This window comes from Mesorhizobium sp. M0293 (assembly GCF_040321735.1).
Classification (GTDB): Bacteria; Pseudomonadota; Alphaproteobacteria; order Rhizobiales; family Rhizobiaceae; genus Mesorhizobium.
This window is the reverse complement of sequence record NZ_JAMYSA010000026.1, coordinates 46,867-68,942: the sequence shown is the minus strand read 5'-3', so window position 1 is coordinate 68,942 and position 22,076 is coordinate 46,867. Positions and strand designations below refer to the sequence as shown.

General features: G+C 61.3%; 19 protein-coding genes and 2 pseudogenes. 9 read left to right on the top strand and 12 right to left on the bottom strand.

All coding sequences use genetic code 11. From position 1 onward, the window contains the following. Both nadA and NKJ06_RS12670 read right to left on the bottom strand, forming a co-directional pair. Positions 1–729: pseudogene (nadA, locus tag NKJ06_RS12675) on the bottom strand (quinolinate synthase NadA); the annotation flags it as partial. Positions 730–794: 65 nt separating this feature from the next. After that, positions 795–1,760, bottom strand: a complete 966-nt coding sequence (locus tag NKJ06_RS12670) for an NUDIX hydrolase (protein ID WP_352809937.1) — start codon at positions 1,758–1,760, stop codon at positions 795–797. A 337-nt stretch (positions 1,761–2,097) separates the two neighbouring features. Here NKJ06_RS12670 and panB point away from each other — a divergent pair, with 337 nt between their 5' ends. Beyond that, positions 2,098–2,922 carry a 3-methyl-2-oxobutanoate hydroxymethyltransferase gene (panB, locus tag NKJ06_RS12665; protein ID WP_352809936.1) on the top strand — a complete coding sequence of 275 codons (825 nt, stop codon included), beginning with the start codon at positions 2,098–2,100 and terminating at the stop codon, positions 2,920–2,922. Positions 2,923–2,938: 16 nt separating this feature from the next. Then, positions 2,939–3,832 carry a pantoate--beta-alanine ligase gene (panC, locus tag NKJ06_RS12660; RefSeq protein WP_352809934.1) on the top strand — a complete coding sequence of 298 codons (894 nt, stop codon included), beginning with the start codon at positions 2,939–2,941 and terminating at the stop codon, positions 3,830–3,832. 286 nt (positions 3,833–4,118) lie between these two features. Here panC and NKJ06_RS12655 read toward each other — a convergent pair whose 3' ends face one another. Further along, positions 4,119–4,997 (bottom strand): LysR family transcriptional regulator, encoded by an 879-nt coding sequence (locus NKJ06_RS12655; RefSeq protein WP_352809939.1) that lies wholly within the window; start codon positions 4,995–4,997, stop codon positions 4,119–4,121. Between the two features lie 145 nt (positions 4,998–5,142). On the opposite strand from NKJ06_RS12655, the gene NKJ06_RS12650 reads away from it, so the two are divergent. Beyond that, a complete protein-coding gene (locus NKJ06_RS12650) occupies positions 5,143–6,054 on the top strand; it encodes a DMT family transporter (protein ID WP_352809932.1) in 912 nt (303 codons plus the stop codon). 473 nt (positions 6,055–6,527) lie between these two features. On the opposite strand, the gene NKJ06_RS12645 is transcribed toward NKJ06_RS12650, so the two are convergent. The 6 genes from NKJ06_RS12645 to bioB all read right to left on the bottom strand — a co-directional run bounded on the left by NKJ06_RS12645 (position 6,528) and on the right by bioB (position 12,641). Beyond that, positions 6,528–7,484 carry an IS5 family transposase gene (locus NKJ06_RS12645; protein WP_352809931.1) on the bottom strand — a complete coding sequence of 319 codons (957 nt, stop codon included), beginning with the start codon at positions 7,482–7,484 and terminating at the stop codon, positions 6,528–6,530. 130 nt (positions 7,485–7,614) lie between these two features. Then, positions 7,615–8,598, bottom strand: a complete 984-nt coding sequence (gene bioZ / locus NKJ06_RS12640) for a 3-oxopimeloyl-[acyl-carrier-protein] synthase BioZ (RefSeq protein WP_352809929.1) — start codon at positions 8,596–8,598, stop codon at positions 7,615–7,617. After that, a complete protein-coding gene (locus NKJ06_RS12635) occupies positions 8,595–9,860 on the bottom strand; it encodes an adenosylmethionine--8-amino-7-oxononanoate transaminase (RefSeq protein WP_352809927.1) in 1,266 nt (421 codons plus the stop codon). The genes bioZ and NKJ06_RS12635 overlap by 4 nt, the downstream gene beginning before the upstream one ends. After that, complete coding sequence (gene bioD / locus NKJ06_RS12630; protein WP_352809926.1) at positions 9,857–10,495, bottom strand: dethiobiotin synthase; 639 nt, start codon at positions 10,493–10,495, stop codon at positions 9,857–9,859. The genes NKJ06_RS12635 and bioD overlap by 4 nt, the downstream gene beginning before the upstream one ends. Further along, complete coding sequence (locus tag NKJ06_RS12625) at positions 10,492–11,640, bottom strand: 8-amino-7-oxononanoate synthase (protein WP_352809925.1); 1,149 nt, start codon at positions 11,638–11,640, stop codon at positions 10,492–10,494. The genes bioD and NKJ06_RS12625 overlap by 4 nt, the downstream gene beginning before the upstream one ends. Continuing rightward, positions 11,637–12,641 carry a biotin synthase BioB gene (bioB, locus tag NKJ06_RS12620; RefSeq protein WP_352809923.1) on the bottom strand — a complete coding sequence of 335 codons (1,005 nt, stop codon included), beginning with the start codon at positions 12,639–12,641 and terminating at the stop codon, positions 11,637–11,639. Before bioB ends, NKJ06_RS12625 begins: the two co-directional genes overlap by 4 nt. Before the next feature lie 244 nt (positions 12,642–12,885). On the opposite strand from bioB, the gene NKJ06_RS12615 reads away from it, so the two are divergent. Further along, positions 12,886–13,704 carry a GGDEF domain-containing protein gene (locus NKJ06_RS12615; RefSeq protein ID WP_352809922.1) on the top strand — a complete coding sequence of 273 codons (819 nt, stop codon included), beginning with the start codon at positions 12,886–12,888 and terminating at the stop codon, positions 13,702–13,704. A 701-nt stretch (positions 13,705–14,405) separates the two neighbouring features. Continuing rightward, positions 14,406–14,618: a cold-shock protein gene (locus tag NKJ06_RS12610; RefSeq protein WP_027038889.1), complete on the top strand. Its 213-nt coding sequence runs from the start codon at positions 14,406–14,408 to the stop codon at positions 14,616–14,618. Between the two features lie 252 nt (positions 14,619–14,870). Here the strand turns inward: NKJ06_RS12610 and NKJ06_RS12605 are convergent, their stop codons facing one another. Together NKJ06_RS12605 and NKJ06_RS12600 are read right to left on the bottom strand one after the other, a co-directional pair. Further along, positions 14,871–15,332, bottom strand: coding sequence for a Ros/MucR family transcriptional regulator (locus tag NKJ06_RS12605; RefSeq protein ID WP_352809921.1), 462 nt, complete (start codon positions 15,330–15,332; stop codon positions 14,871–14,873). Positions 15,333–15,954: 622 nt separating this feature from the next. Beyond that, positions 15,955–16,197 carry a DUF982 domain-containing protein gene (locus NKJ06_RS12600; RefSeq protein ID WP_352700127.1) on the bottom strand — a complete coding sequence of 81 codons (243 nt, stop codon included), beginning with the start codon at positions 16,195–16,197 and terminating at the stop codon, positions 15,955–15,957. A 332-nt stretch (positions 16,198–16,529) separates the two neighbouring features. Here NKJ06_RS12600 and NKJ06_RS12595 point away from each other — a divergent pair. The 4 genes and pseudogenes from NKJ06_RS12595 to NKJ06_RS12580 all read left to right on the top strand — a co-directional run bounded on the left by NKJ06_RS12595 (position 16,530) and on the right by NKJ06_RS12580 (position 21,235). Beyond that, positions 16,530–17,532 (top strand): annotated as a pseudogene (locus tag NKJ06_RS12595) (hypothetical protein). 324 nt (positions 17,533–17,856) lie between these two features. Further along, a complete protein-coding gene (locus NKJ06_RS12590) occupies positions 17,857–19,992 on the top strand; it encodes a ParB/RepB/Spo0J family partition protein (RefSeq protein WP_352809920.1) in 2,136 nt (711 codons plus the stop codon). A 119-nt stretch (positions 19,993–20,111) separates the two neighbouring features. Next, positions 20,112–20,504: a hypothetical protein gene (locus tag NKJ06_RS12585; protein ID WP_352809919.1), complete on the top strand. Its 393-nt coding sequence runs from the start codon at positions 20,112–20,114 to the stop codon at positions 20,502–20,504. 95 nt (positions 20,505–20,599) lie between these two features. After that, positions 20,600–21,235: a DUF1419 domain-containing protein gene (locus NKJ06_RS12580; protein ID WP_352809918.1), complete on the top strand. Its 636-nt coding sequence runs from the start codon at positions 20,600–20,602 to the stop codon at positions 21,233–21,235. A 188-nt stretch (positions 21,236–21,423) separates the two neighbouring features. Here NKJ06_RS12580 and NKJ06_RS12575 read toward each other — a convergent pair whose 3' ends face one another. Beyond that, on the bottom strand, positions 21,424–21,882 hold the full coding sequence (locus tag NKJ06_RS12575) for a hypothetical protein (RefSeq protein ID WP_352809917.1): 459 nt from the start codon (positions 21,880–21,882) through the stop codon (positions 21,424–21,426). Positions 21,883–22,076 lie beyond the last annotated feature (194 nt).

The window sequence follows — 22,076 nt, the reverse complement described above, 5'->3', positions numbered from 1 at the left end:
TCCGACATCGCCGCAGTCGAGCCGGCGAAATCGGCAACCGCGACAACTTCCGGCGGGCATTCAGGATGGGCAAGCACGGTAACGCCAGGGTAGGCATCCCGCAGCTCGCGAATGTCGGCTGGCGTGAAGCGCTCATGCACTTCGCAATGACCGTTCCAGGCGATGATCTCGACCGAAGTCTGTGCCGCGATGTTCCTGGCCAGGTATTCATCGGGCAGCATGATCACCCGCTCAACCAAGCGACTCCACCACAGCCAAAGCGTTGCCGGAGGTGCAGCAGATGTCCGACTCGGCCTTCACGGCAGCGGACGTATTGACGTAGGTCACGACCGGCACGCCAGGATAGCGTTGCCGCATCAGCCGCACATCGTTCGCAGCGATCGAGTCAGCCAGCGAGCAGCCTGCGCCGAGATCTGGAATGAGCACCGTCTTGTCCGGATTGAGGAGCTTCGCCGTCTCAGCCATGAAATGCACGCCGGCGAGCACGATGATGTCCGCATCGACGGTCATTGCCTTGCGGGCCAGCGCCAGGCTGTCGCCGACGATGTCGGCCACGCAGTGGAAGATCTCGGGGGTTTGATAGTTGTGCGCCAGGATAACGGCGTTGCGCTCGCGCTTTAGCGCCAGAATGGCCTCGACGTCGTCGCTGAAAGCCGCCCATTCCACTGGGGGGATGACGCGCTGGACGCGCTGATACAGGGACGCGGCCGAAGGTATCGTCCCGCTCACCGGCGCCTCCCGTTTATAATCCATTCGACTATAAGGGGTATATATCTAGGTTGACTATAAGCGTGTCAACCCCGGGCCAGAGGCAATTTTGTCCCCGCAACGGCAGTTTCATCCAGCACGACATGGCGAAACTGATAGAGCTTGGCCGGGCGCCCGCCCGTATCCAGAGACGTCTCGCCAGTCTCCTCGACCAGTTCTTGCTGCTCGATGAGCCGGCGAAAGTTAGGCTTGTTGATCAGCCGGCCTGCCAGGGCTTCCACGGTCCGTTGCAGCTGCAGCAGCGTAAACACCGGCGGCATCAGCTCGAAGACGACTGGCCGGTATTTGATCTTCGAGCGCAAGCGCGCAAGGCCCGTGGCCACGATGCGGCGATGGTCGGCAACCATCGTTGTCCCGGCTGTTGAGTCGGATGCGATCGACCGTTCGTCGCGGGTGGCCTCTGCCACCAGACCCGCCTCGTAAAGCAGCTCATAGCGCTGAAGCGCCAGCTCTTCATTCCAGGGGCGCTCGTCGAGCCCGAAAGCAATGGCAGCCCGCCGCCGCCGCTCACTGCGCGTCGCAGTTTGCTTGGCATCGGCCGCCCAGGCAAGCAGACGCGGCTTCAGAACATCCGCAATCAGTTCCGGTGTTCCGAGGCGGTGGTCCTCCCACGGAAAATAATCGTACCAGCTCCGCCAGGCACAGGTGGATGCGCCGGTGGCATGTTCCTTCCGGGTCAAAGCGAGATAGCTGATGGAAATGACGCGCTGCTGGCGCCCGTCGGCGCGGTCGGCGTCAGCGAACGTATAGAGCTGCTCAATATAGCCGAGGGGATGACCAGTCTGCTTCTCGACCCACGCCCTTAGACCTGACTGCAGCGATCGATGCTCCAGCGCGAACGGCCCCGAGGGCAGGCAATCCCCCTGCCCGATGGTGAGGACCGCTGGTTCACCGTCATTGACGGACACGACAACGGCAATCAGCTCCGCTTCGACTTGCTTGGCCTTGGCGGCGGCCCTACCGTTGCGTGTTGCTTTTGGGCGATCGTCCATGGTTGCCTGGGTTGGGCAGAGTTCCGTGAGAAGCTTCTCAATCGATTTAACCAGCGTGTAGCAGCCCCTTTAGCCTGTCAACACCACACTCGCCGTAAAGGCCTAGACCTTCGGTCTACACAAGAGCGTCGCAAACGCGAAGCCGCTCGGCAGTGACGCAAGGGAAGTGGACTGGGCGCGAGATTAAGAGCCCGCTTTCGCACTCGTGCTCATTCGAAGCGGCGTCGCAGCTTGCGGAATAAATAGTCAGCAAATTATTGTGCACTGCAATTTTTTCTTCGCATCTGCACAAATTTGTGGCAGATGCCTTCGGGTTGACGTTAGGTGAGGGAAGTCGGTGAGCGCAACGCGAGCAATCAGGGCCTTGACCCCACCGGACATTGCGACACGCAAGGGTGGGACGCCGCTGGTCTGTCTGACTGCCTATACAACGCCCATTGCACAACTGGTCGATGCTCACTGCGATGTGGTGCTTGTCGGTGACAGCGTCGGCATGGTGCTTCACGGGTTGCCTTCGACGCTCGGCGTCACGCTCGAAATGATGATCCTGCACGGCCAGGCGGTGCGGCGGGGCCTCGAACGGGCGCTGATGGTCGTCGACATGCCGTTCGGCTCCTATGAGGAAAGTCCTGAACAGGCTTTTCGCAATGTTGCTCGCGTAATGGCGCAAACTGGCTGCGCGGCGGTCAAGCTCGAAGGCGGCGAAAGCATGGCCGCGACGATACGCTTCCTTGCTGCGCGTGGCGTGCCGGTGATGGCTCATGTCGGCCTGACGCCGCAGGCGGTGAATGCACCCGGCGGCTACCGCGTCCAGGGGCGGGGCGACGATGCCGATCGCATCCAGCGTGATGCGGTCGCGGTGGCCGAAGCAGGCGCCTTCGCGGTCGTGCTGGAGAAGACACCTGAAGCCCTGGCGCGGCGGATCACGCAGGAGATTGCGATCCCGACCATTGGCATTGGCGCCTCGCGGGCCTGCGACGGCCAGATCCTCGTCGTTGACGATATGCTGGGCCTGTTCGGCGCCTTTCGTCCAAAGTTCGTCAAGCGATACGCCGAGCTGGGCGAGGCGGCTTCCGCGGCCATCTCGGCCTACTCGCACGACGTTCGTGAGCGCCGCTTTCCAGCGGCAGAACACGTGTTCGGCGACGAGCTGAAGACCTGAAAAGAGGAGATCCAACGTGGGCATTCCCATTATTCGGACAGTTGCTGAACTGCGCAGCATAGTAGCCGTGTGGCGCCGGGACGGTTTGAAGGTGGCGGTCGTACCGACCATGGGCGCTCTCCACGAGGGTCACCTCAGCCTTGTGCGTGCCGCCCTCGCAAAGGCTGATCGGGTAATCGTCACGCTCTTTGTCAATCCGAAGCAGTTCAACAGCCCGGTGGATCTGATCGCCTATCCGCGAACCGAGTATGACGATGCCGCCAAACTGGCGCCGCTCCGCGCCCACATCCTCTATGCGCCCGACGCGGCGGATGTGTATCCGCAAGGTTTTGCCACGACGGTTTCGGTGAGTGCGGTGAGCGAGGGGCTTTGCGGCGCGTTCCGGCCTGGCCATTTCGACGGGGTGGCGACCGTCGTCACCAAGCTTTTTCTCCAGACCGGTGCCGATATGGCATTCTTTGGCGAAAAGGATTTCCAGCAATTGCATGTGGTGCGCCGGCTTGTGTGCGATCTCGACATCCCGATCGACATCATCGCATGCCCGACGATGCGCGAAGACGATGGCCTGGCGATGTCGTCGCGCAACGCGCGGCTGTCGGCGGCCGAACGGAGCGCAGCACCTCGCCTGGCCGAAATCCTGTTCGAGACAGCCCGACGGCTGAAGCGTGACCACTGCATCGATCGCGTGCTCGACGAAGCACGGCAGGCCATTCTCTCTGCAGGCTTTTCGCAGGTCGAGTATCTTGAGCTGCGCGCGGACGAGGATCTCGCCATCATCGCCATCCCCAACCGACCGGCGCGACTGCTCGTCGCCGCCTGGCTTGGCCAGACGCGGCTGATCGACAATGTCGAAGTGTGGTCGCCACGAGGCAGGGTCGAAGGTTTCGTGGAGGCCGCGGCCGCCGCGTAAGCATCCTTTTTTGCTCGAGGCACAATAGGAGCGCCTGCAAGCTGGTCACGAACAGAATACCCTAGCAGCCACCGGCGGAACGATCTCACGCACCACGCGGGGTCTGACTAGCTGCGCCCTTGAAGTAGGCACCCACCACCAGAGCGTCTCGCTGCAAAACAGGCCACACCGTTCACTTGTTGGTGTAATCCAGACAGCCGACTACATGCGGCAATTAGTGACCGCCGCGGGGGGCTTCCCTGATCCGAATTGCCCGTGAGTTTTTTTGGGATCGCGGCCAAGTCGATCAGGGTGTCCCAGCGGCGAGCCGTGAAAAATCGAAGGTATTCACATAATCGCGAAATGCCACTTGCGCCTTGGAATGGTTCTTCAGGTGCGGGAAAATGAGCATCATTTCATAGGGTGGGATTTCCCAGCCCGGGAATAATTCTACGAGGCGGCCGACGGCCACGGACGACTGGCACACATAAGCGGGCAGGAGTGCAACCCCTTCTCCGGCGATGCAGAATTGCAATAGGAATCCCATTGAATCCGAGGTCGCGGCAGGCGGTGGCCGTAGAACGAGCGGTGTGTCGTCCGACGAGAATACCCATTCGGGTTGCGCATCATGCACCAGACAGCGCCGCCGGAGCAGATCGGTCGGTTCCCGAAGAGGAATGCCACTTGCCAGAAATGCTGGCGCGGCCACAAGCACCCGTTTTATGGAGGAGATACGCCGAATGATTATGTCCTGACCTGTGGTTGTGCCAACGCGAAAGGCGAAATCAACCCGCTCGCGGATGATGTTGAGATGCCGGTTTGTGGCGATCAACTCGATGGCGATGCCGGGAAACTGGGTAGTAAATCCGTGTAGAAAGCTCGGCATGAAATACGTCGCTGTCACCTCCGGGCAGGTGATCTTCAGCTTCCCGACAGGCTGTTCCCTCAGATTGGTCATCGCCATATTCGCGGCCGAAACCTGTGCACGAACGCGGCGACAGTATTCGAGATAGACTTGACCGCTGCCGGTGAGGCTTACGTGCCGGGTGGAACGATTGAGGAGCCGCAGTCCCAAACGTGCCTCCAGCTGGGCGATACGCTGGCTGACCGTAGACTTAGGCATCCCAATCCGCTCCCCGGCGCGCGTAAAGCTGCCCGTTTCAGCGACTTCGGCCAGAAGTATCATGTCGTCCACGCTATCCAAGCGACGCATCCCTGTTGGTGTTCTTGGCGATTGTACAATGACACGGACAGTGTGTCCGTGCGATCGGAATTGTTGGAACGCTCTCGGCTGGGTAGCGTGGAAGTGGTAGCGAAAAGGGAAGGTGGACATGTCGATCCGTCAGACGACCATCGGGACCGACAGAGTAGGCATGGCCGTGGCGGCGATGATCTTGACTGATCTGACGCTTTCGATCGCAGATGCGATCATCAAGATCACGATCTCGGACATGCCACTTTCGCAATTCATCTTCTTGCGGTCCTGCGTCACCATCCCCTTGTTGATCTTTATGATGAAATGGAGGTTGCCTCGGGTATCGCTGAGCCCAGCTCGACCTGGCTGGGCCACGGTTCGAAGCAGCCTGCTTCTGTCCAGTCTGCTGATCTACTACGCTTCGCTTTCGCGCCTCGATTTCTCGATAGCGGCCGCGGTCTATTATACGATCCCACTGTTCATTACCCTATTCTCGGCACTCTGGGTCCGCGAGCCTGTCGGCCTGCAAGGTTGGCTCGGAGTTGCGCTCGGGTTTGTAGGGGTACTACTCATGCTGAAGCCGCAGGCCGGCGACATCAGTATCCACACCCTCATGCCACTGGCGGCTGCCATTCTCTATGCCCTGGCGATGGTGCTGACGCGGACCAGGACCCGTGCTGAAAACCCGTTCGTTCTGGCACTCACATTCAATCTGATCGCGATCATTGTGGCAGGTGGGGCAAGCCTGGCGGCAATAATTGCTGGCAGCGATGGCGGGCAGAGTCTGATGATAGGCGAGTGGGTACCGATAGGCTGGAGCCAATGGGGGCTGATGGTGCTGCTAAGTATCACAATGTTGATCGGCAGCGTCGGCACTGCTGTCGCGTACCAGTGGGCACCGTCGGCCATGATCTCAACCTGCGACTTCTCCTATCTGGCATTTGCGGTGTTGTGGGGCGTCCTACTGTTCTCGGAACGTCTGGACGGCGCTTCCATGCTCGGCATAGGTCTCATCGCACTCGCCGGCATCATCGTCATTCGACGTTAGCCGGACTGGAGCACCCAGTTCAGCGATCTTCGGTTGGAACGGTCGCTGCTGGCACCGCTGCACCTGCACCGACGACGGTGCAACGAACGCGGCCGAGGTGCGCCCAAAGCCAGACTCACAATTGATTGCAGGCGGTTTGCCTGAAGGTGCTGCGGGGTGAAGCTCATTCCACCGCCGCCCGAGGCGCGTTTGTGACGGCCGCGCGCGAAGCAGACATTTTGCCAGGCGATTGGTGGATGCCGGGAGCCCGCGCCAGACTGTTCCAGGAGTATCTTCCGACCGACATTCGCTGTTCCTTATGGTGCAGGATGACAGCTGACCGCTCTCTTCCTACTAGGGCCTGTTGCGCAGTGTTGAGGGAGAGCGCTGGTGGGAATGGAATGCAGCGGTTGTTGCTTGTTCTTGGGGATTAAGGCTTGGTTTTGGGGATTTGAGGTGGTGGTCCAGCCCATAGGGCCGGACTGCGGGCGCACCTATCCCGTGATGGCTGCCCATCGGCGCATGTTGAAGGCGATCGCCGCCAATGTGACTTGGGCGGTCGCCTTGGCCAGTCCGACATAACGGATCCTGGTCAGCTTCATGCGATTCTTGAGCGTGGCAAAAGTGGTCTCCACCGCCGCCCGGCGTCTGGCGATCAGGCGGTTGTAATGTTTGAGCCGCCGCGGCAGCGCATGGTGCTTGTTGGGGCGACGCGCGATGCGCACCTTCTTGCCCTCAGCCTTGAGCCGAGCACGGCGGGCATGGGTGTCGTAGGCGGCGTCCGCCCACACCGTCTTCTCGTCCCCGCAGATCAAGGCATCGGCCATCACGGTGTCGTTGACGTTGGCTGGTGTGGTGATCACTGTGCGGATCAGGCCAGAGCCCTCATCCACCCCGACATGAGCCTTGTAGCCGAAGGTGAAGCCGCCCTTGCCCTGCCGCACGGTGACACGGGCGTCCGCATCCTTTGAGGCCCGCTCGTCCGTCGGCGGCAATGAGACCGCATTGATCAGCGTGGCATCCAGCATCGTGCCACGCTTCAGGATAACGCCGGCCTTCTCCAACTGCCGATCCAGTTCACCAAACAGCTTCTCAAGCAGACCTTCGCCGACAAGCAGGTTGCGAAAGCGCGAAAGCACCGTGTGGTCGGGAATGCTCTCTTCCAGCCCGAGCCCGACAAAGCGCCGAAACGACAGCCGGTCGCCAAGCGCCTCTTCCAACTCACGGTCCGAAAGCCCGTACAGCGACTGCAGCAAAAGCCCCTTGAACAGAACCAGCGGCGGCCAGGCAGCACGTCCGGGCCCGCCATCGCGCAGCGGTGCGAGCAACTTCTCAAACCGATACCACTTCACAAGACCCGACAATCGGTCGAGCGGCGAAGTGCCGCCCACAAGCTTGGTACCCAGAAAAGCCTCCGCCAAGCTCAGCTGACCCGTCTGCTTCACTGCCATCCGTTCATCCTCCGAGACCACGTCTCAGAGAATCACAACCAGCGAATTACGCAACAGGCCCTACTAGGCAAACATCAACGCCCAGAGAGCCGTTCGCCGTCACTTCTTGCAAGCGCACTAGTCATTGCCCCTAGACGCCGATCACGAGTGCGCCGCCGGTAAGCCCGGCGCCGGCCGCGGCGAGCAGAAGCCTTTCGCCTGCCAAAAACGGCTTGGCCTGATGGGAGAGGGACAGCGACAGCGCAATTGTCGCGGCAGAGGAATTGCCAAACTCCGCAATGCTTCTCACCACCTTCTCAGGGCCAATATCGAGTTTGTCGGCCACGGCATCGAGAATGCGGGCGTTGGCCTGGTGTGGAACAAACCGATCCACGGCCTGAGCTGAAACGTTCGCAACTTCCAGCGCCTCGGCCGAACACCGCGCCATCATCTCGACTGCCTTGGCGAACACGGCGCTTCCATCGGCGATTGTCATGCGGGTTTCGGCTATGTCGATATCTCCGGCAAAGGGCCGGCTGCTGCCGCCCGCCGGGATCTGAATCAGGCCATAACCCGATCCGTCGGAATCCAGCGAAGCGCCGAGGACACCGTGATCAGGATCGGACGACGGGACCAGCAAAAGCGCACCCGCGGCGTCGGCGAATAGCACAGCGCTGGCACGTTCAGCCGGGTTGATGCGGCGGCTCAAGATGTTGGCGGCAATGACCAGCGCCGGCTTACCGTGCGTGCGCACGAAGGCGTCGGCGAAGGTGAGCGCATAGACGAAACCGGCGCAGGCGCCGGCAAGATCGACGGCTCCGGAATGAGCAAGGCCCAGACGATGCGCAACCAGCGGCGCGCTCGGCGGTAGCAGATGATCGGGCGTTGATGTTGCCAGCAGCAGCAGGCCGACCGCGGCGCGGTCGATGCCAGCCATGTCGAGCGCCATATCTCCCGCCTTCCCGGCCAGGCCCGACAAGGTGTCGGAAGGCTCTGCCCAGCGGCGTGACCGGATGCCGGTCCGCCTCTCAATCCAGCCGGCCTCCAGGCCAAGCGAGGCCTCGATCTCGGCATTCGGCACGACCCGCGCCGGCGCGTGGTGGCCGAAACCGGTGATTTTCGCGCCTCGGATCATCGGGCTTGCCCAACAAGGTCGGCGGCCTCGTCGATCGCGTCATACAGGCGACCAAGCTCGCTGGCGCTTACGCAATAGGGCGGCAGAAGATAAATCACATTGCCGAGCGGGCGCACCAGAAGGTCACGCTCAAGGAAGAAAGCGCGCAGCTTCGGGCCAATTTCAGCCAGGTAGCCAGGGTTGGCGACCGCCAGTTCGAAAGCGGCAATCGTGCCGGTCACCCGGACATCGCCGAAGCGGGAATCTTCGGCAAAGCGGCGAGCGCCTTCGGCTTGCAGTCGCGTCAGTGTTGTGACGCGCTCGATGACCGGCTCATCGCGCCAGATAGCGATGTTGGCAAGTGCGGCCGCGCAGGCGATCGGATTGGCGGTATAGGAGCTCGAATGAAAGAAGGTGCGACTGCGGTCCGGCGAATAATACGCCCGAAAGATGGCGTCGGTGGCGAGCGTGGCGGCAAGCGGGATCGCGCCGCCGGTCAGCCCTTTCGACGTGCACAATATGTCGGGCGCAATACCTGCCTGCTCACAGGCAAACAGGGTACCGGTCCGGCCCCAGCCGGTCATCACCTCATCGGCGATGAACAGCGTCCCGGAAGCCTCGGCGATACGTTTCAATTCGGCCAGGATTTTTGGCGAATACATCCGCATGCCGCCTGCGCCCAGGACCAGCGGTTCTATGATCAGCGCCGCCGCCTTGCGATCACAGCTGAACGCCTCGAAGGCGTCGAGCGTTTCCTGCTCGCGGTCCTTGGCAGGGAAAGGGATGGTGTCGACGTCGAAGAGCAGGGGTTCGTAGGCGGCGTTGAAGACGCCGCGGGCCCCGACGCTCATCGTCCCGATCGTGTCGCCGTGATAACTCGATTCCATCACAACGATACGCGAGCGCGGCGCGCCGATGTTGCGGAAATAGCCAAGCGCCATTTTGAGCGCCACTTCGACACTGGTCGAGCCGCTGTCGGAATAAAAGACCCAGTCCAGGCCCTTCGGCGCCAAGCCAATGAGCGCGCTCGCCAGTTCCTCGGCCGGCGCGTGGGTGAGACCGGCGAATATGATCTGGTCGAGCGTTTCGGCAGTTGAGCGGATCGCCTCGACGATCGCGGGATGGCGATGGCCGTGGGTCACCACCCACCATGAGGATATTGCATCGAGAATGCGTCTACCGTCATCCGTCTGCAGGTAGGCCCCTTCGGTCCGGACGACCTTCGGCAGGGCCGCTTCGACGGCGTGCTGGGTGAAGGGGTGCCAGACGGCTGAGCGGCTCATACGCTGGCCTGCTGAAAAGGCGCCATGTCGAAATGCGCTGCCATGGCTGACAGAAGAGTGTCGGGCGCCAACGGATCGAGGAAAGGCAAACGGCCAAGCACACGAACCTTGCCGATCGCAGCGATCGTGCATTCCGTGTCGGGCATGGGGTCACCAATGAACGCGACGCCCAAAAGCGGAATGTCGCGGCGGCGCAGCGCCTCGATCGATAGAAGCGTGTGGTTGATCGTGCCGAGCGCCGTGCGCGCACAAAGCACGACCGGCGCGCGCCAGCGGGCGAACACATCAATGAACAGGAAGTTGCGGTTGAGCGGCACCATGAGACCGCCGGCGGCCTCGACGATCAGCGGGCGCGCCACATCGGGCAGAACGAGGCGGTCGGGATCGATTGAAACGCCATCGAGTTCGGCGGCGCGATGCGGCGAGAGCGGTCGGACCAGCCGCCAGGCTTCCGGGACGATCCGTTCTGGGGGCAGCTCAGCGAGTCTTACTACCGTCTGGGTATCAGTTTCGCCATCGAGCCCCGACTGCACCGGTTTCCAATAGGCGCCGTTGAGCAGACCGGTAAGACCGGCCGCGAGAACTGTTTTGCCGATGCCGGTGTCCGTACCGGTGATGACGAAGACTTGGCTCATTCTGCCATTCGCTCCCATTCCTCTGCCAGTGACTTGATCATCGCAGCGACGTCGGCCTGCTCGACATTGAGCGTCAGCGAAATCCTGAGCCGCGCCGTGCCCTCGGGCACCGTCGGCGGTCGGATACCGCGCACGTCGAAGCCGCGCGCCTGCAGCGCGCTGGCGAGCGCCATGGCGCGGGCGTTTTCGCCGACGATGACCGGAAGGATCTGCGACCCGCTCGGCGCGACCCCGCAGCGGACTTCGATCTCCCGGCCGGCGAAGGCGACGAGTGCTGCCAGCCGCTCGCGGCGCTCGGGTTCGTCACGCAGGATGGCGAGCGCCTCGGTTGCAGCGACCGCCATGAGCGGCGAGGGAGCGGTGGCATAGATGAAGGGCCGGCAACGGTTGATGAGATAGTCGATGATTGCCGTGGGTGCGGTCACCAGCGCACCGGAGGCGCCAAGCGCTTTGCCGCAAGTGTGCAGCACGACAACATTGTCGCCGCCTTCGAGGTCGTGCGCAAGGCCGCGTCCGTCGCGACCATACACCCCTGTGGCATGCGCCTCGTCGATCAGCAGGAAAGCGTCGTGTCGGTCGCCAAGTGCTGCCAGATCGGCCAGGGGCGCGCGGTCGCCATCCATTGAATAGAGGCTCTCGACCACGATCCAGGGGCGACCCGTGCCGCCCGAACGCCGCCAGGTCAAGATGGCGTCTTCGAAGCCGCCGATGTCATTATGCGGGACCTCCGCCACTGCCGCCCGGCCAGCCCGCGCGCCCTCATGGGCGCTGGCATGGATGAGTGCGTCAAGCACGACGAGATCGCCCTTTTGCGGAAGTGTGGTCAGGACGGCGAAATTGGCGACATAGCCCCCGCTGAAGAAAAGCGCACGTTCGGCGCCGAAGAAGCGCGCCGCTTCGGCTTCCAGCGTCTCGTGCTCCGGTGTATTGCCGCGCAACAGGCGAGACCCCGTGGCGCCGACCGGCGTGCCGGCTGCGAGTGCTGCTGCGACGGCTTTGGCCAGGCGCGGCGAGGCTGCAAGTCCGAGATAATCATTGGAGGCGAAATCAAGGCCAGCCCGCGGCGACAACGTGCGCAAACGGTTCTTGCGCGTGAGCCCGCTCAGCGTCGTCTCATAGCGGTCGAGCAAGCCCCCTGCGCTCACAAGCTGGAAAGCTCCATCGGTTCAATACCGAGCTTACGAAAAAGCGCAGTGTCCTTATCCTCACTCGGGTTGTCCGCCGTCAGCAGCGTATCGCCGACAAAGACGGAATTGGCGCCGGCAAAGAAGCACAGTGCCTGCATCTCCTCGCTCATTGCCGTGCGGCCGGCCGACAAGCGAACATGGGATTGCGGCATCAGGATACGGGCAAGCGCAATGGTGCGCACGAATTCGATCGGCTCTATCGGCTGCTCATGACCAAGGGGTGTGCCTTCAATCGGGATCAGCATGTTGATCGGGACGCTGTCGGGCGGCTCTGGGAGATTGGCGAGCGTCACCAGCATGTCCACGCGGTCGACCGGTTCCTCGCCCATGCCGACAATGCCGCCGCAGCAGACTTTGATGCCGCTGTCGCGGACATTGGCCAATGTTTCGAGCCGGTCAGTGAACGAGCGCGTCGTGATGACTTCGCCGTAATAGCGCTCTGACGTATCGATGTTATGATTGTAGTAGTCGAGGCCCGCTGTCTTTAGCTGCTGCGCCTGCTCAACATCGAGCATGCCTAATGTCATGCAGGTTTCCATGCCAAGCGCCTTGACGCCTTCGACCATGGCGACCACGACCTCCATGTCGCGCGCCTTGGGGCTGCGCCACGCCGCGCCCATGCAATAGCGCGTCGCACCCGCATCGCGCGCCTTGCGGGCTTCCTCGATGACGCGTTCGACCGCCATCAGCTTGGAGGCCTTCAGTCCGGAATTGTGGTGCGCGGACTGGCTGCAATAACCACAATCCTCGGGGCAGCCGCCGGTCTTGATGCTCAGCAGCCGGCTGAGCTGAACGCGGTTGGGATCAAAGTTCGCACGATGGACGCAATGTGCGCGAAACAGCAGTTCGTTGAAGGGAGACTCGTAGAGGGCCCGGGCTTCGGCTTGGCTCCACAGGCGGCGGCTTCTGGCAGCTCCCCTATCTGCGGTCGAACCTTCCGTGGGCGAAACAAGCGTCATGATTTCCCCTATCCGTGAGCAGGCCCGCGCTGTTTACAGCAGGCGGCGGGTTTTTCCAGCCGAAATCTGAAATTCACCGCGGGTCAAAATGTCATTTCCCTCGCAGCCGGCACAATGGGCCCAAGAACCGACCGAGGCGAAGTGTCGGCAGGACGCGGGCGCATTTGCTCGACCTGGCCTTGAGGACCCTGCCGGTTCGGCTCCTCGCCGGTGTGTCCAGAACAATCCTAATGAAGCTGGTAACATGTCATTCAGCCGGACTGTCTATAGCAACAATATGACGCCGCGCAGCAAACGGATTCTGGGCAAATCTACAGTCGTGACGATAATTGCAGTCGTCGCGACTTTCGGGCTGTCGTTCACGGCAAGACTTGGCCTGCAGATGCCGATCGACTGGCTGAGTTGGGTGGAATGCACCGTCATCCCCATCCTGATCGGAATGCCCGTTAGCGCCTTTATCTTCACCCAGGGGGAAACGATTCAGGAAACATGTGACAAGTTGGAGAAATCATACACAGCCCTGAGAGAGGCGCACGACAGGCTCACCTTCGTATCCAGTCACGACCCGATGACAGGCCTTCTCAGTCGCGGTGAATTTATCGCAAGAATGGACAGAAAGCGTGACGAAGGTGAATGCGACACACTGCTCCTGATCGATCCGGATCACTTCTCCTTGATCAACGACCAACACGGCCATTCCAAAGGTGACGAGGCTTTGGTTCGAATTGCAAAGGCGCTAGTTTATCTGACACGCCCGGGAGACTCGATCGGTCGTCTTGGCGGAGAAGAGTTTGGTGTGTTGTTACGCAGCGCGCGTAAAGAACAGGCAGCTACCATCGCGGAAAACATACGCCGTCTTGTCGAGGCGGGTCCGATGGCGAAAGGCCAACAGGACGGCGTGAAAGTGACTGTCAGCATCGGCGGCGCGGAAATCTCTCCCGATGCAGATGCTCAAGACGTCCTTCGCACCGCCGGACGCTGCCTTTTTGAAGCGAAACAACGTGGACGAAATCGTGTTTCGTTCGACTATGAAGCAACCAGGTTGCGGGCCGTGACGCCATAACCCAGCTTAGGCCCAGCCTGACGCGGGCAGAATATTGCCCGAAACCGGCCTGCCTTCGGCCTGCCCATTCGCACGACCAGCCCCAGCCACCTCACAAGCCGCACAGCCTTGCGGACCGTTTTCCGGTAGACGGCATTGTTGGAGCCGTCTCCCAAGTGACACAAAAAGCCCGCTCCATTGTCTGGAGCAGGCCTTTATGTGCGGTACTCAGAACCTTGCCGCTGCGCGAAAGATAGAAGCGAATGGTAAACACCGACTGAAGGTCAGTGCCGTTTTGATGGCCTTTGAGCTTCCGGCCCTGCTAGCCGACAAATGCTGGCGAGTTGACAGCTTGCTCAATGCAGGCCGAACTCGCGCAATCCCTCCCCTCGCGGCGCGGCGCGGCTTCATCACCGTTGACTTGCCGCGGCCGCGCGAGCGCAGCGAAAGCCGGTTTATGCGGGAACGATGACCACGGATCGGCAGCCACTCGCTGCTTTCAATCCAGCTCCGCCACGCGGGATGTTCGGTTACCCGGAAACGGCTGCCCAGCAATTGCGCAGGGTCGCGACGTTGTCTTTAACTGGCCGGTCGTGACGCCATCCGAGAATGCCGGGTCTTGCAATTTTTTCTTTGCTGCGTCTAATTCCAATGCCTTGATCTGAACCGGCCTGGCACAACTGCCAGGCCACACTGCAATTGTTACGAAGGAATACGTACATATGGCGACCGGCACCGTGAAGTGGTTCAACAGCACCAAGGGATTTGGATTCATCCAGCCCGACAATGGTGGTCAGGATGTTTTCGTCCACATTTCCGCTGTCGAACGAGCGGGCCTCTCGACCCTCGCTGATGGGCAGAAGATCAACTACGAGATTGAACAGGACCGGCGGACTGGCAAGTCCTCCGCGGGCAATCTCAGCAAAGCTGGTTGATTTTTCTGCTGCGTCCCGGCAAGAGTCGGAAGGACGCGGCTAGGTCCCGGATGTTTTGGCGACCGCTCGACAAGAGCGAGCAAGAACGTGGGTAAACTGCAAGGCCTGGGCAGCAGATTGCTGCAAGGGCGTTGCGAACTCCTATGAAATTGAGTCGTTCGAAGGGAAGGCGGGGCTGGTCCCGCCTTTTGATATTCCACGCAGATTAGGCCAGTGGGTGCTGCCCATCAGAACAAAGCCCAAAGATTGACGTCAGGCTGCGGCCTTCTTGCCGGTCTTCTTAGGCGCCGGCGCTTCCGCCTCTTTCGGTTTGCGGCCGAGACCCATCGTCTTGGCCAACGCCGAGCGCGACGCAGCATAATTCGGCGCGACCATGGGGTAATCCGCCGGCAGGCCCCATTTGGCGCGATAGTCGTCCGGCGTCAGCCCGTAGCGGGTCGAAAGATGGCGCTTCAGCGACTTGAATTTCTTCCCGTCGTCAAGGCAGATGAGGTAGTCCGGCGTCACCGACTTCCTGATCGGCACAGCAGGCTTGAGAACCTCAGGGATTTCTGCGGGAACGTTGCCGATCGTGCCTTTCAGTGCTGCGTGCACTTGGCCGATCAGCGCAGGAAGATCGCTCACCGGGACCGGATTGTTGGAGACATAGGCTGAGACCACATCAGCGGTGAGCTCGATGAGGGCGTCGATTGTGTTGTCGGCATCTTCTGCCATGAAAACTCTCCGGGGTAGCTTGAAAGATATCGGCGAAGTGTTGCTTCATAGTGGTGGTTGTCGGTGGAAGCAATAATTCCCCGACAGACTTTGCGTGCTGCGGTAAACAGCTACATCCTGACTTTGCGCGCGTATTGATCCGGTGGTCAGACCCGGTCCTGATCGAGCGGCCGCTGCTCTCCACTCGATGAGGAGGGATAATCGTAAACAATTTCCACGCCCCCGCCGGGTACCACAGCACAAATTTGGTTTCGAGGGGGTCCCCCTTAAGCAGGGCGCGGCGTGCAGTGTCTAGTACTGCGCTGGTGGGGTCGCCCGACGACGTCGGTCGCGTATTGTGGAAGATTGACGGTTCTTCGATTGCTTACCGGAAAGGCGGGTCTGCAACGTCGTAGATATCCGATTTGGCCAGTTCATGCACGCGAGATCCTCGGTCTCATCGAGAAGCCGACTCTCCTCCTGACGGTTGTCGAGTCAAGCAGATGAAAGGCGGGTGTTCCCCCCGGCGGCAGGACTCGTTGCTTGCTGCCAGCTGCACAAATCCCGGTCACCACTGCGATGGCTGAAGCTCTGCTCCCCCCGTCACTTTGGAAGCCATCGAGGGCTACGATCAATTTTGACCTCAGTCGCTGCGTAGAATTTTTGCTTCTAACGCCGCTGCAACGAAAGCCCGTCTCGCTGCCGGTGTCTGGGCTTCTCCACGCAAAACCTGAAGACATGCATCCATAGCCAGTTTTCGCTTCTTCGTCTGATGAGGGAAACTCCGCAGCAGGATCGAGGCTGCGTCGTTCACATCGAATATGACGCGCTCACGGTCATGCCGGCCAACTTGCACCACCACGGGCCGGGCGAACCTGCTCGACATGCAATTACACTCTCAGTTCCGACCATGACACGATTTTCGCGTATCATGACGTTGGGACAATTTATACATTTCTGACTAGGGCCAGAGCAGAACTGGCAGTTGCCCAATCAAGCAGGCCGCTATGTTCCGGCCTTGTTGCGCAAGAAAGCACAGCGGAATTCTGTCGCGTCCGGAACGTGAAGCGGCGGGTGCCAGTCTTGACGCGGCCCCTGCCGCAATGGCGACGCTGCTAGTGGTGCGCGGGTGCCGAGAGAGGAAGAGGGCGGGCGGGTTGCGGTGGCGGATAAAGGTCCGGGAGAGAGTCTCCCGGCGCCCGCCAAGGAGCAACACCAATGACCCAGATGGAAATTCTTGCGCCCAAGCGCAACGAGCGTGCCGGTTACAAGGTCGACCCCAGCCGCGGCCAGCGTATTGGCCGCGTGTCGTCAGAATGGTTCAACCGGCCGACGGACGAGCGATACCTGTCGCTCGACGACCTTGGAAATGCGGTGAAGAGCCGGTCGGAGCGCAGCAAGACCCGCATCGTCGAAAGTGAGCTGATCCGCGTCGAGGCCAGCCGCGACGATCCGGAGCGCCTAAGGCTAATGCTGCCCGATGCGCCTGCCCCTGTTGCCCCCACGCATTGGAGTTTTGGCCAACTCGCCAGTTTGGTCGGCGCACCGGCCACCTATCTGCGGCAGCTTCCAGCCCCGCTCGCCGCGATCAACCTTCAGCACGGTCTCCTCAACCACCGCGCCGAGCAGGTGAAGACGCTGGAAATCGAGAACGGACGCCTCGAGCTGCGAGCGGTAACAGGCCCTGATTACGGCAGAATATTTGACTCAGAACTGGTCGACGCCGTGCAGAAGATCGCGGGAAACGGTACCGGCGACACGCGTTGGAAAGTACCCGGCGTGCTCGACTGGTCGACAGGTATCTACAATCCGCACGTCGACATCTCCCGCGACACCACGACGCTCTACGCGTCAGATCGCGATTTCTTTGTGTTCCTCGTCGACGATCTGAACCCGATCGAGGCCGGGCGGCTGCCGAATGGGGAACCGGATCTCTATTTCCGCGGCTTCTATTGCTGGAATTCCGAAGTCGGAGCCCGCACCCTCGGGATTGCCAGCTTCTATCTACGTGCAGTGTGCCAGAATCGTAAGCAAGCGCGGCTTCTCCAAGTCCGAGACCACGAAGATCATCGATACTGTTCTCATGGAGGAAGGCAGACCACCGGAATCGATTTTTGATTTCGTGCAGGGCATCACGCGGGTCGCGCGCGACAAGCCGCATCAGGATGTCCGCCTGGACATGGAGGGAAAAGCCAAGAAGCTTCTCGACTTCGCCGCCTGATCCTGCGCAGGCCGGCAACGAAAACTCTCGTCGCCGGCCTGCCACCGGGCCGTCTCCATCAATCCCAGCGCGGTCCTTCGAAGCAAGTGGACGGCGCTTTTCTCGTGGGAGGACGCGGTGACGCCAACATGCTGTAGGCGCCTCGGGCGCGGCTCGGCCGCGTCTAGATCCGCGAGCCGAAACCAGCAGCGCTTCATGTCGAGCCTGCAAGTCGGGAGGCGGCGCTGGCGTGAGGCCTGGAGGCAGAGGGGGGAGGGGAGGGTTTTTGACGGGCTTGGAGGTTCGGGGAGAGGCCCCGGGCCGCCCGTCATGGAGAACCTGACCATGGCAAAGAACGCCATTCAGAAGATCGCGATGAACGCCGCGGAGAATATTCCCTATTGCAAGCTAATGCTGTCGCAGAAGAATGTTCGGCGCATCAAGGACGGCGTGTCGATCGAGCAGCTGGCCGAAGACATCGGGCGGCGAAAGCTGATCCAGAGCCTGAACGTCCGTCCCGTGCTCGACGGCGAGGGCGAGGAGACCGGCATGTTCGAGGTGCCCGCCGGCGGGCGGCGTTATCTGGCGCTCGGCATCCTCATCAAGCAAAAGCGCCTGGCCAAGAACGAGCCAATCCCCTGCGTTGTCAACCGCGGGCAGGAAACCACGGCCGAAGAAGACTCTCTTGCCGAAAACCTGCGGCGCGCCGACCTGCACCCGCTCGACCAGTTTCGGGCCTTCAAGACGCTCAGCGATCAGGGCCTGGATCCGGAGGAGATTGGCGCCCGCTTCTTCGTATCGCCTGCGACGGTGAGGCAGCGCCTGCGGCTGGCATCGGTGTCGCCGAAGTTGCTCGAACTCTACGAGAAGGACGAAATACGGCTCGAACAGATCATGGCGTTTTCGATCTCCGACGATCATGCGCGCCAGGAGCAGGTCTGGGAGCGGATCTCCAGCTCGCACACGCAGGAACCGTATTACATCAGGCGTCTGCTGACGGATACGACGGTGCCGGCTGATGATCGCCGTGCCGTCTATGTCGGTACCAAAGCCTATGAGGCTGCGGGCGGGGTCATCCTGCGCGACCTGTTCGAGCAGGATGCCGGCGGCTGGTTCCAGGATGCCGCACTTCTCGAGCAGCTTGTCTTCGACAGGCTGAAAATGGATGCCGAGGCGATCCGCGCCGAAGGCTGGAAATGGGTCGAGGCGGCGATCAGCTTTCCCTATGGCCACACCTCCGGCATGCGGCGCATTTATGCCGAAGCGCAGGAGCTCAGCGCCGAGGAGATCGAACGCTACGACGCGCTGAAGGCCGAATACGACAAGCTGGATGCGGACTATGCCCGGGCCGAGGATGCCGACGAAGCAATCGAGGCGAAGCTCGACCAGCTGGGTGCCGAGCTCGATGCGATCGACGATCGTCCTCAAAGCTACGATCCCGCCCAGAAGGCCACTGCCGGTGTGTTCGTTACGCTTGCCGCGAACGGCAAGCTCCAGGTCGACGCCGGTTTCGTGCGGTCCGAGGACGAGCCGCGGACCGAAACCGGCGGCATCGATGAAGGGGAGGAAGGGGGCGCTGACGGCGGATCCAATGGCGACGACGATGGCGATGATGTTGTCGTCAACGGCAAGCCAGTGAACGACAGCGCTAGTGACGACGGCGAGGACGATGGCATTAAGCCACTGCCCGATCGGCTCGTCTTCGACCTGACCGCGCAGCGGACGCTGGCATTGCGCAACGCACTCGCCGGTGACGCCGACATCGCCATTGTCGCCGCACTTCATGCCTTCGTCCTGCAGGTCTTTTATCGCTTCGCGCCGGACACGTGCCTGGAGATCAGCCTGAAGAGCGGCAACTTCAGCCAGGTCGACGGTCTTGCCGAGACATCCTGGGCCAAGGAGATCGCCGAGCGGCACGAAGCCTGGGACCGCGATTTGCCCTATGAAGCGGATGGCCTTTGGGACTTCCTTCTCGGCCTCGACGAAGCAAGCCGCAAGGCGCTGTTCGCGCACTGCGTCTCGCTGACCCTCAATGCGGTGTTCGAACCCTGGAACAGGCGAGCGAAGGCGCTCGAGCATGCAGACGTGCTTGGTCGCTCGCTGCAGTTCGACATGGTCGACGCCGGCTGGACGCCTACCGTCGAGTTCCTCGGGCGGCTCACCAAGGCGCGGATTTTACAAGCTGTCCGTGAAGCGCGTGGCGCAGACTCCGCGCAGCTGATCGACCACATGAAGAAGGACATCATGGCCCGTGAAGCTGCCCGTCTTCTCGAAGGCTCGAACTGGCTGCCCGAGCCGCTGCGCCTTAAGATCGATGAAGTGGCTACCGATGGTGGCGACGCGGTCGCCGGCGACAGGTCGGACGAGGCTCTCGATGCCGCCGAGCTGCCGGCCTTCCTCGCCGACGATGCGGATTCGTCCTCCGATGAGCCGGTGACCATCGACAGCGACGAGGCGGACCACCTCCAGGCCGCCGAATAATCGGCCTCACGCTCGCACAGGGCCCGGCACTCCCCGCCGGGCCCATTTCAGTTCCAACTCACTCTCGAGCCCGGGATCGCCATCGCGACCCCGGGCGCTTGCGTTTCATGGAGATCGACATGTTCGACTGGAACAGAAGCTGCTCCTACGACGAGCAACAGAAGAGACATTTCCACACCACAGCCCGTTCACGCCTGAAGAAACTTGCCGCTGAATTAAACCTGCCATCGGGCAGCTATGACCTGCGCTCACACAAGGCGGGCATCGCCGTTTGCGGTGAAATTACCCTGCACCATGACCGCGCCTACATCCAGGTCGGCCAGTTCGGTTTGTCCTCAGGTCACGGCATCCTGATCCGCACCTGCAAGGGCCGCAAGGACTATACTGGCGGAGCCAACCACTTCGTCGCACTCCGCATGCTGGACGACATCCCGGCGCTCGCCGCCGCCGTGCGTGCCATCACCGGGGTTGGTCGAGACGCTTCGCGTTCCTCCGAACGACGCGCCGCCTGAACCCCTGCAAACCCCATCATCGCCGATGGACGCGCCGGCCGCAGGCTCGGACCGTCGCCAGCCACAACACACCAGGCAGTTGCCATGGCGCGGTGATGCCGCGCGTGCCGACCTGCGCTCAGGAGAACCCCATGACCGCTCATCCACCGTTCAGGAAGGTGCTCGACGGCGTCGCCACCCGCGAGCAGATGTTTCAACTGTTCAGCCGACACAAAGACACGCCCGGCATCGATCCGCTTTCCGGCACTCCCTATTCAGCCGAGTGGTTCGAGATTACCGCGTCCGAATTCCACTTCATGCTCGATTTGTTGCCGCCGCTCTTCATGCGCACGGGCATGTTCGGCATGTCGGAGTATAAGGCCGGCAACGTCACCAGCGTATTCTTCGCGATCCGGATCCGGGGCCGTGAACGCTGGTTTCATGGCTTCTGCGATCTCACGGATCGGCAGTCGCCAGACAAGATGCGCGCCGCCATCATCGCCCACGAGACCGGCGCGAGCGACAGCATGACCCGCTCGGGAAAGCTCGAGGCGATCTGGAACATAACCCCTGTCGAAGTCAGGGGCATTGCCCGCAATGCAGATCCCGAGACCGGGTGGGCCGAACATCGCGGCAAACGCACGATTCTCGTCAACGCCGGAAGGCATGATGCTGCCTTCAAGCTGCTCGATGATCTGTCGGATCTCGAGATCGACGAGTTCCTGTCCAAAGTGCGATTGCGTCGGAGCTAACGAAGAAAGACGACGATGGGCATCTATAAGAACCGCGCTTCGGCGGAGAAGCGTCTCCATCACGGTGACCGAGTTTCGCTCAATGGATGCACCCGCGTACGGCCCATCCTCAAGCTGTTGAGACATGCGAGACCGTATGGCCAACTGCCCCGAGGATACAAGCATCTGGCCCTCAGCAAAACGTGGCGTCAGTGCCTGCCACGCGGGAGGTATCCGGCATTGCGCAAAGCGCCGATGAACAGGCTGGCCGAGCCGGCGATACTCGTCCTGGCCTGCGTTGCGAGCGGCAGCGTGTTCCATTCCTCCAACGGAGCGATAAAGCTGGAGAAAGTGCCATTGACCATGCAATGGCTGGTCGACAAGCCCTGCTTATCCAGCATCAGAACCGCTGTCTGATTGCTTGGATACCGGATGGCGGCAACGCGCTGAAATTCCATGTCGCCATCGATGCGCAAATTGAAAAGCAGGACGCCGTGGCTTCTGTGGGCGATTTCTGCGACTTTTTCCGCGAAAGGAACAGAAAGCGCACGAACGCTGTCGACCGCCATCCCGAAAACAAGCGCGTCCAGCTCATCCGCCGCCATGAGAAGATTAGTTCCCAAGAATATAAGGATTGCAATCGCTCCAGCCCGATTGTGCACAGTCATCGCACACCGCCGGCTGGACGCCTGAGCATCGCGTGTATGAGGCAGCTCTCTCGGTAGGCATGTTTGCCCCCGGTGATTGAGCCGGCGGCCCAAGGCCCATGACACACCGCTTGCTCGTTGCGGGGTTTCTCCGATAAAGCACGACGAGGGCGATAAGATACGTCGGGTACCCGCTAAGACGAGCAGCGACTTGG